At 73.1% G+C, this 8,695-nt stretch carries 9 protein-coding genes; 3 read left to right on the top strand and 6 right to left on the bottom strand.

The genetic code is table 11. From position 1 onward, the window contains the following. Window positions 1-364 precede the first annotated feature (364 nt). Complete coding sequence (locus tag HK417_RS07605; RefSeq protein ID WP_222264984.1) at window positions 365-1,771, top strand: OFA family MFS transporter; 1,407 nt, start codon at window positions 365-367, stop codon at window positions 1,769-1,771. Beyond that, window positions 1,768-1,893: an MFS transporter small subunit gene (locus HK417_RS25180; RefSeq protein WP_261326048.1), complete on the top strand. Its 126-nt coding sequence runs from the start codon at window positions 1,768-1,770 to the stop codon at window positions 1,891-1,893. Before HK417_RS07605 ends, HK417_RS25180 begins: the two co-directional genes overlap by 4 nt. A 193-nt stretch (window positions 1,894-2,086) precedes the next feature. On the opposite strand, the gene HK417_RS07600 is transcribed toward HK417_RS25180, so the two are convergent. From HK417_RS07600 to purS, 4 genes are read right to left on the bottom strand one after another with little or no spacing between them, the layout of a single operon-like run. Further along, a complete protein-coding gene (locus HK417_RS07600) occupies window positions 2,087-2,464 on the bottom strand; it encodes a sterol carrier family protein (protein WP_222264983.1) in 378 nt (125 codons plus the stop codon). Between the two features lie 5 nt (window positions 2,465-2,469). Next, entirely contained in the window at window positions 2,470-4,755 is a 2,286-nt protein-coding gene (gene purL / locus HK417_RS07595) for a phosphoribosylformylglycinamidine synthase subunit PurL (protein WP_308123432.1), read from the bottom strand. Then, window positions 4,752-5,423 carry a phosphoribosylformylglycinamidine synthase subunit PurQ gene (gene purQ / locus HK417_RS07590; RefSeq protein ID WP_222264981.1) on the bottom strand — a complete coding sequence of 224 codons (672 nt, stop codon included), beginning with the start codon at window positions 5,421-5,423 and terminating at the stop codon, window positions 4,752-4,754. The genes purL and purQ overlap by 4 nt, the downstream gene beginning before the upstream one ends. 11 nt (window positions 5,424-5,434) lie before the next feature. Then, window positions 5,435-5,674: a phosphoribosylformylglycinamidine synthase subunit PurS gene (gene purS, locus HK417_RS07585; RefSeq protein WP_222264980.1), complete on the bottom strand. Its 240-nt coding sequence runs from the start codon at window positions 5,672-5,674 to the stop codon at window positions 5,435-5,437. 169 nt (window positions 5,675-5,843) lie between these two features. On the opposite strand from purS, the gene HK417_RS07580 reads away from it, so the two are divergent. Then, entirely contained in the window at window positions 5,844-6,509 is a 666-nt protein-coding gene (locus HK417_RS07580; protein WP_222264978.1) for a PilZ domain-containing protein, read from the top strand. On the opposite strand, the gene HK417_RS07575 is transcribed toward HK417_RS07580, so the two are convergent. Together HK417_RS07575 and purB are read right to left on the bottom strand one after the other, a co-directional pair. After that, on the bottom strand, window positions 6,503-7,366 hold the full coding sequence (locus HK417_RS07575) for a phosphoribosylaminoimidazolesuccinocarboxamide synthase (RefSeq protein ID WP_222264976.1): 864 nt from the start codon (window positions 7,364-7,366) through the stop codon (window positions 6,503-6,505). The genes HK417_RS07580 and HK417_RS07575 overlap by 7 nt on opposite strands. After that, window positions 7,363-8,670: an adenylosuccinate lyase gene (gene purB, locus HK417_RS07570; protein WP_222264974.1), complete on the bottom strand. Its 1,308-nt coding sequence runs from the start codon at window positions 8,668-8,670 to the stop codon at window positions 7,363-7,365. The genes HK417_RS07575 and purB overlap by 4 nt, the downstream gene beginning before the upstream one ends. Between the last annotated feature and the right edge of the window lie 25 nt (window positions 8,671-8,695).

Genomic DNA, 8,695 nt, shown 5'->3' with positions numbered 1-8,695 from the left:
TGCAGGTCGGTGTGGCAGACCCCGCAGGCCTGCACGTCCACCACCGCCTCACCCGGCCCGGGATCGGGGACCACGATCGTCTCGATCGACACCGGAGCACCCTTGCTGCGGGCGACGACGCCCCTCACCTCGTACGGCATGCCGCTCACCCTAGGGACAGGTGGGGCCTGTGTGCCTGGGGTGCCCGGTTCGTGCGCACCAGGCAACGATCCGGTCTCGGCGCCTCCGTCGTCCCGGCTTCGGCGCGCCGATCCGAGCGTGTCGTCGTACCGTGCTCCGGCCGCGACCAGGCTCACAGCAGCCGGACAGGTCGCCCGGTCGCGTCCATCCGGCCGCACCGCTCCCGCACCCCGGAGGTCGTTCCGTGGCAGTACCCAGCTTCCTGGCTCGGGAGCGCATCATCGCGCGCCCGGGCTTCAACCGCTGGCTCATCCCTCCGGCCGCGCTGGCCGTGCACCTGTGCATCGGCCAGGCCTACGCCACCAGCGTCTACAAGGCCGCGCTCGTCTCGCACTTCGAGTCCAGCCTGACCGCGATCGGCATCATCTTCTCGATCGCGATCGTCATGCTTGGTCTGGCGGCCGCGCTGTTCGGCACCTGGGTGGACCGCAACGGTCCCCGGGCCGCGATGTTCACCTCCGCCTGCTTCTGGGTCACCGGCTTCCTGGTGGGCTCGCTGGGCATCGCCACCGACCAGCTGTGGCTGCTGTACGTGGGCTACGGCGTCATCGGCGGCATCGGCCTCGGGATCGGCTACATCTCCCCGGTCTCCACGCTGATCAAGTGGTTTCCGGACCGGCCGGGCCTGGCCACCGGCATGGCGATCATGGGCTTTGGCGGGGGCGCGCTGATCGCCTCGCCGCTGTCCCGCCAGCTGATGAGCTTCTACGACCCGGCGTACGACCCGAAGGTCCCGACGTCCATCGCCAGCGGCCACGCGGTGTCCATGCTGTTCCTCACCCTGGGCCTGGTCTACCTGGTCTTCATGATGTTCGGCGCGTTCATCGTGCGGGTGCCGGCCGACGGCTGGAAGCCGGCCGGCTGGGACCCCTCGATGGTCAAGCACCGCGAGCTGGTCACCACCGCCAGCGTCTCGGCCGGCAACGCCATCCGGACGCCGCAGTTCTGGCTGCTGTGGGTCGTGCTCTTCTGCAACGTCACCGCCGGCATCGGCATCCTCGAGCAGGCCAGCCCGATGATCCAGGACTTCTTCCGGCAGGGCGACGGCTCGCTGGTCGCCGGTGCCGCGGCGACCGGCTTCGTCGGCCTGCTGTCGCTGTTCAACATGGGGGGTCGGTTCGCGTGGTCGACGACCTCGGACTTCATCGGCCGCAAGCCGATCTACATGGTGTACCTCGGCGTCGGCATGATCCTCTACGTGCTGCTGGCCACCGTCGGCAGCAGCGCGACCTGGCTGTTCGTGATCCTCGCCGCGCTGATCATCAGCTTCTACGGCGGCGGGTTCGCCACCGTCCCGGCCTACCTGCGCGACTTGTTCGGCACCTACCAGGTCGGCGCCATCCACGGCCGGCTGCTGACCGCGTGGTCGGCCGCCGGTGTGGCCGGGCCGCTGATCGTCAACGGCGTGCTCGACACCCAGGGCACCCCCGGTGAGCTCGTCGCCGGCAACTACCGGCCGGCGCTGTTCATCATGGTCGGCCTGCTGGCCGTCGGCTTCGTCGCCAACCTGCTGATCAAGCCGGTGGCCAGCAGGTGGCACGAGCCCAGCACCGCCTCCTCGACCGCCGTTCCGGAAGGAGCCTCCCGATGAGCGAGCCGCAGCAGACCCACACCCCCGTCGGCCTGATCGCCCTCGCCTGGACCCTGGTCGGCGTCCCGCTGGCCTACGGCCTCTACCAGACGATCAAGACGGCGAGCTCGCTGTTCGGCTGACCCACACCATCCACAGCGCCCCTCCCCCCGCTCCCCCACCCCCCCCGTTGATCATCGGCGTATGGCCGGCCCCGTCGGCGTGTCGAGCAACCATATGCCGATGATCAACTGGGCGGGGGGCGGGGTGATCAACCGGGCGGGGCGATCAACCGGGCGGGGAGCGGGGGGCGGGTCTGGAGCTGGAGCCGGCCGATCAGCGCAGCGGGCGCAGCGGCAGGTGCTCGGACAGGTCCGCGCGGTTGCCGCTGGCGCTGACCTGTCCGGCGGCCAGCGCGTCGGCCCAGCTCAGCTCCCCGGTGGCCAGCCGCAGCCAGGTCGCCGGGTCGGTCTCCACCACGTTGGGCGGGGTGCCCCGGGTGTGCCGCGGCCCCGGCACGCACTGGACGGCGACGAACGGCGGCACCCGCAGCTCCACCGACCGCCCCGGCACCTGCTGGGCCAGCCAACGGGCCGAGGTCTTCACCGCCGCGCCCAGCACCGCCCGGGCCGGCCGCTCCTCCTCGCCCGCCAGCCAGGGCCGGGTCGCGGCGACCGCGGCCCGCAGCTCGTCGGCGGGGATGGGTGCCGGCACGGCGCTCAGCTGGTGGGGACGGTGCCCGCCGGAACGGTGCCGACCGCCACCTCGGGGCTGCCGAACAGCGCGGGCAGGGTCGCCGTCCACGCCTCCCGCAGCTCGGCCAGCGGCAGCTCCAGCGCGCCGTCGACCACCAGGGCGTCGCCACCCGTCGTCCCCAGCTCGGTGACGGGCACGCCGGCCGCCTCCGCCGCCGCGCGCACCGCGCCCGCGTCCGCGGTGGTGACGACGACGCGGGCCACCGACTCGCTGAACAGCGCGGCCGTCGGGTCGCCGGCCAGGCCGAGCCGGGCGCCGGTGCCGTACCGCAGGGCGGACTCGGTGAGCGCCTGCGCCAGCCCGCCGTCGGCGACGTCGTGCGCCGAGCTGACCAGCCCCTCGGCCGCCAGCCGCACCATCAGCTCGGCCAGCGCCCGCTCCGCGGTCAGGTCCAGCGCCGGCGGCCGCCCGCCCAGGTGCCCGTGCACGACCGCGGCCCACGCCGAGCCGCCGAACTCCGGCCGGGTCTCGCCCAGCAGCAGCACCGTCTCGCCGTCCGCCCGCCAGCCGCCGGGCACCCGCCGGGTGACGTCCTCGTGCACGCCGAGCACGCCGATCACCGGCGTCGGGTTGATCGCCGTCTCGCCGGTCTGGTTGTACAGGCTCACGTTGCCGCCGGTGACCGGCAGGCCGAGCTCGCGGCAGCCGTCGGCCAGCCCGCGGACGGCCTCGGCGAACTGCCACATCACCTCCGGCTCCTCCGGGGAGCCGAAGTTGAGGCAGTTGGTGACCGCGAGCGGGCGGGCGCCGGAGACGGCGACGTTGCGGTAGGCCTCGGCGAGGTTCAGCTGCGCCCCGGTGTAGGGGTCCAGCCGGGCGAACCGGGCGTTGCCGTCGAGGGCGAGGGCGATGCCGCGGTTGCTCTGCTCGTCGATCCGCACCACACCGGCGTCCTCGGGCTGGGCGAGCACCGTGTTGCCGCGGACGTAGCGGTCGTACTGCTCGGTGACCCAGGTCTTGTCCGCGCCGTCCGGGCTGGACACGACGGCGAGCCAGTCGGCCCGCAGGTCGGCCGAGGACGACGGCGGCGCGTCGGCCTGCAGCGCGTCGAGGTCGGCCGGGGGGGCCATCGGCCGCTCGTACACGGGGCCCTCGTGGGCCACCGTGCGCGGCGGGACGTCGACGATCCGCTGCCCGTGCCAGTCGACGACCAGCCGGTCGCCGTCGGTGACCTCACCGATGACCGTGGCCGGCACGTCCCACTTGCGGCAGACGGCGAGGAAGGCGTCGACCTCGTCCGGCTCGACGATCGCGCACATCCGCTCCTGCGACTCGCTCATCAGGATCTCGGCGGGGGTGAGCGTGCTGTCGCGCAGCGGCACGGCGTCCAGGTCGATGTGCATGCCGCCGGTGCCCGCGCTGGCCAGCTCGCTGGTCGCGCAGGACAGGCCGGCGCCGCCGAGGTCCTGGATGCCGGTGACGAGGTCGGCGGCGAAGATCTCCAGGCACGCCTCGATGAGCAGCTTCTCGGTGAACGGGTCGCCGACCTGGACGCTGGGCCGCTTGGCGGGGCCCCGTTGTCCGTCCGCGGAGTCGTCGAAGGTCTCGCTCGCCAGCACGCTGACGCCGCCGATGCCGTCGCCGCCGGTGCGGGCACCGAAGAGGACCACCTTGTTGCCGGTGCCCTCGGCCTTGGCGAGCCGGACGTCCTCGTGCCGCATGACCCCCACGCAGAGGGCGTTGACCAGCGGGTTGCCGGCGTAGCAGTCGTCGAAGAGCAGCTCGCCGCCGATGTTGGGCAGGCCCAGGCAGTTGCCGTAGCCGCCCACGCCGGCGACGACGCCGGGCAGCACCCGGGCGGTGTCGGGGGCGTCGGCCCGGCCGAAGCGCAGCGAGTCCATCACGGCGACCGGCCGGGCGCCCATGGTGAGGATGTCCCGGACGATGCCGCCGACGCCGGTGGCCGCGCCCTGGTAGGGCTCGACGTAGCTGGGGTGGTTGTGCGACTCGACCTTGAAGGTGACGGCGTAGCCGTCGCCGACGTCCACGACACCGGCGTTCTCCCCGATGCCGACCAGCAGCGCGTCGCTGGGCGGCAGGTCACCGAAGCGGCGCAGGTGCACCTTGGAGGACTTGTAGGAGCAGTGCTCGCTCCACATCACCGAGTACATGGCCAGCTCGGCGGTGGTGGGCCGGCGGCCGAGGATGTCCTTGATCCGCTGGTACTCCTCCGCCCGCAGGCCGAGCTCCGCGTAGGGCTGCTCGTCGTCGGGGGTCCGCGCGGCCAGCTCGACGGTGTCCAGGCTCACGCGGCCACGACCGCGGCGAGCACCGACGTGAAGAAGCCCAGGCCGTCGGTGCCCGGGCCGGTGAGCTCCTCGACCGCGTGCTCCGGGTGCGGCATCAGCCCGACCACCCGGCCGTCCTCGCTGCACACGCCGGCGATGTCGCGGGAGCTGCCGTTGGGGTTGCCGTTCACGTACCGGACGACGACCCGCCCCTCGCCCTCCAGCCGGTCGAGCTCGGCCGGAGCGGCGACGTACCGGCCCTCGCCGTTCTTCACCGGGATCGTGATCCGCTGTCCGGCCGTGTACGACGACGTCCACGCGGTGTCGGCGCGCGCGACCAGCAGCTGCTGATCGCGGTTGCGGAAGTGCAGGTGGCTGTTACGGGTCAGCGCGCCGGGCAGCAGCCCCGACTCGCACAGCACCTGGAAACCGTTGCAGATGCCCAGCACGGGCAGGCCCTGGCGGGCGCGGGCGACGACGTCCCGCATCAAGGGGGCGCGGGCGGCGATGGCGCCGGCGCGCAGGTAGTCGCCGTAGGAGAACCCGCCGGGCAGGACGACCGCGTCGACGTCCTTCAGGTCGTGCTCGGCGTGCCAGAGGGAGACCGGCTCGCCCCCGGCGAGCCGCACCGCGCGTGCGGCGTCGCCGTCGTCCAGGGAGCCCGGGAAGGTGATGACACCGATGCGCACAGCAGGGTCCTTCAGTCGGTGGGGAGGTGCAGCTCGACGTCCTCGATGACGGGGTTCGCGAGCAGCGTCTCGGCGATCTGCCGCAGCTCGGCCTCGTCGGGGTCACCGTCGACCTCGAGCACGAAGTGCTTGCCCTGGCGGACGCTGCGGACGCCGCTGTGTCCGAGCCGGCCCAGGGCGCCGAGAACGGCCTGCCCCTGCGGATCGGAGATCTCTGGCTTCAGGACGACGTCGACGACCACCTCGGGCACGGCTCCGAGGGTACCGACCGCCCCGATCCGACCAGCGGTCCGCCGTCGGTCGCCCGCTCCCCCGAACGGGTGGCGGCCGTTCCGGTCGGGATCAGGGTGCGCCCGCCGGTGCCGATCAAGACCTCACGGACCGCCGCCGCGGTACCGGTTCCGGGAGGAGGAGCGGACCATGGCCCTACGCAAGCCCAACGTCGACCACCCGGGCCAGGACACGGCGCTCAGCATCCTGCCGCTGGGCAAGGACGAGGCGCTCACCAGCCGGGTCCGGCGCTACGCCAACGGTTTCGTGTACGTGACCCAGCCGCGCAACGGCATCGGCACGGGTTCCATCTTCGTCGACCGGGACCTGCTCGAGGTGTCCTGGCAGTCCGACGACGGCCTGCGCTCGGTGCCCACGGAGATCGCCGGGATCACCAGCGACGGCCTGTGGAAGCTCCGGATCGCCGGGCCGGCCAGCAGGGTGCAGCGGCGGGAGAGCGTCCGCGCACCGATCGGTCTCCGGATCTCGGTCAGCTGGGACGCCACCACGCTGGTCGGCAGCACCGTGGACCTCAGCGAGGGCGGACTGCTCGCCGTCTTCCGGCCCAACGGCGACCTCGGGCTGCACGTCCCCTACCCGTCGAAGACGACTCCGCTCGAGCTCACCCTCGACCTGTACTCGGACGAGCTGGTCACCGACGTCCTGCTGGTCCGGCGCCGGCGGCGCAGCGACTCGCTGCACGAGTGGTCGCTCCGGTTCGTGGCGCTGCCGCCCGGCTCGGCCGACCTGATCCGCTCGCACGTCTTCACCGCGCTGCGCAACGCCCGCGCCCGTGGTCTCGCCGCCATCTACTGAGCGAACCGGCGGCCGGTGAGCTTCTCGTAGGCGGTGACGTAACGCTCGCGGGTGGCGGCGACGACGTCCTCCGGCAGCTCCGGCGGCGTCCCGGTCCGGTCCCACCCCGAGGTGGTCAGCCAGTCCCGCACGAACTGCTTGTCGAACGACGGCTGGGGCGCGCCCGGTGACCAGGTCATCGCGGGCCAGAAGCGCGAGGAGTCCGGGGTGAGGACCTCGTCGCCCAGCACCAGCTCGTCGCCGTCCGTGCCGAACTCGAACTTGGTGTCGGCCAGCAGGATCCCGGCGTCCTCGGCGATCTCGGCGGCCCGGTCGTAGAGCGCCAGGGTCAGCGCCTTCAGCTCGTCGGCGCGCACCGGCCCCACCAGTTGCTCGACGGTGGCGAAGTCGATCGCCTCGTCGTGCTCCCCGGCCGCCGCCTTGGTCGACGGCGTGAACACCGCCGCCGGCAGCTGCGAGCCCTCCACCAGCCCCGCGGGCAGCGGCACGTCGACGATCGCCCCGGTGCGCTCGTACTCGACGGTGCCCGACCCGGCGAGGTAGCCGCGGGCCACGCACTCGACCGGCAGCATCTCCAGCCGGCGGACCAGCATCGCCCGGCCGGCCACCTCGGCGGGCACGTCCGTGGCCGAGACCAGGTGGTGCGAGGCACCGAACCGGTCCAGCACCGGCGTCAACTGCTCGAACCACCACACCGACAGCGCGGTGAGCACCCGGCCCTTGTCGGGGATCGGGGTGGGCAGCACGTGGTCGTAGGCGGAGATCCGGTCGCTGGCGACCAGCAGCAGCCGGTCCGCCCCGACGGCGTACACCTCGCGGACCTTGCCGCGGGCGACGAGGGGCAGGTCGAGGGTCATGACAGCACCGCCAGTCGTTCGAACAGCGGACCGAGGTTCTGCACGTAGCGCTCCGGCCGGCAGATCTCGTCGAGCCGGGCCTCGTCCAGGGTGACTCCGTCGGCGCCCGCCCGGGTGCGCAGCGTCTCGCGGAACGGGGTGCCGGTCTGCCAGGTCTCCATCGCGGCCCCCTGGACCAGCGCGTAGGCGCCCTCGCGGGACTGGCCGCCCTCCACCAGCTCGAGCAGCACCGAGGACGTGTAGATCAGCCCGCCGGTCGACTCCAGGTTGGTGCGCATCCGGTCGGCGTCCACGACCAGGTCCTCCACCAGCCCGGCGGTCAGGTCCAGGAGGTAGTCGGTGGTGACCGCCGCGTCCGGCAGGAACACCCGCTCGGTGGAGGAGTGCGAGATGTCCCGCTCGTGCCACAGCGGGATGCCCTCCATCACCGGGACGATCGCCGCGCGCACCACCCGGGCCAGCCCGGCGATCCGCTCGGAGCGGATCGGGTTCTTCTTGTGCGGCATCGCGCTGGAGCCCTTCTGGCCCGAGCCGAACGCCTCCGAGAGCTCCCGCACCTCGGTGCGCTGCCCGTGCCGGACCTCCAGGGCGATCGCCTCGCACACCGTCGCGATGACCGCGAGCGCGGCGACCCACTCGCTGATGCCGTCCCGCAGCACCACCTGGGTGGAGGCGTCGGCCGGCCGCAGCCCCAGCGCGTCGGCGACGGCGACCTCCACCGACGGGTCGATCAGCGAGTAGGTGCCCACGGCACCGGAGATGGCCACCACGCCGACCGCCTCGCGGGCTCGGCGCAGCCGGTCCCGGGAACGGGCCACGGCGAAGGCCAGGTCGGCGACCCGGTGGCCCCAGACGTCGGGCTCGGCGTGCACGCCGTGCGTGCGGCCGACCTTGATCGTGTCCCGGTGGGCCAGCCCGTGGTCGCGCAGCGCGGCGACCAGGCGGTCGGCCTTGGCCAGCAGCACGTCGGTCGCGTCGGTGAGCTGCACCGCCAGCGCGGTGTCGAGCAGGTCGGAGGAGGTCATGCCGTGGTGCACGTAGGCCGCGGCCGAGCGCGGCTCGGTGTTGTCGGCCCACGCGGTGAGGAACGCGATGACGTCGTGCTGCGTCGTCTCCTCGAGCTCCGCGACCCGCTCGGGGGTCGGCGGGAGCGCGTTGCGCACCGGCTCCACGACGTCGGCCGGCACCCGGCCGGCCTTCGCGTGCTCCTCCAGCACCAGCGTCTCGACCCGGCACCAGAGCTCGTACTTGTGCTGGTCACTCCATACCCGGCCCATCTCGGGCAGGGTGTAGCGGTCGATCATGCGGGTACCGCCGCGGTCTGGTCTG

It is taken from the genome of Modestobacter marinus, assembly GCF_019799945.1.
Lineage (GTDB): Bacteria > Actinomycetota > Actinomycetes > Mycobacteriales > Geodermatophilaceae > Modestobacter > Modestobacter marinus_B.
The sequence above is the reverse complement of the archived record's forward strand: the minus strand, read 5'-3'. Positions and strand labels throughout refer to the sequence as shown.

Bases quoted from the DNA above. Each gene is read 5' to 3' on its own strand.
- HK417_RS25180 (WP_261326048.1), top strand. From the start codon at position 1,768: ATGAGCGAGCCGCAGCAGACCCACACCCCCGTCGGCCTGATCGCCCTC.
- HK417_RS07580 (WP_222264978.1), top strand. From the start codon at position 5,844: ATGGCCCTACGCAAGCCCAACGTCGACCACCCGGGCCAGGACACGGCG.
- HK417_RS07575 (WP_222264976.1), bottom strand. From the start codon at position 7,366: ATGACCCTCGACCTGCCCCTCGTCGCCCGCGGCAAGGTCCGCGAGGTG.
- purB (WP_222264974.1), bottom strand. From the start codon at position 8,670: ATGATCGACCGCTACACCCTGCCCGAGATGGGCCGGGTATGGAGTGAC.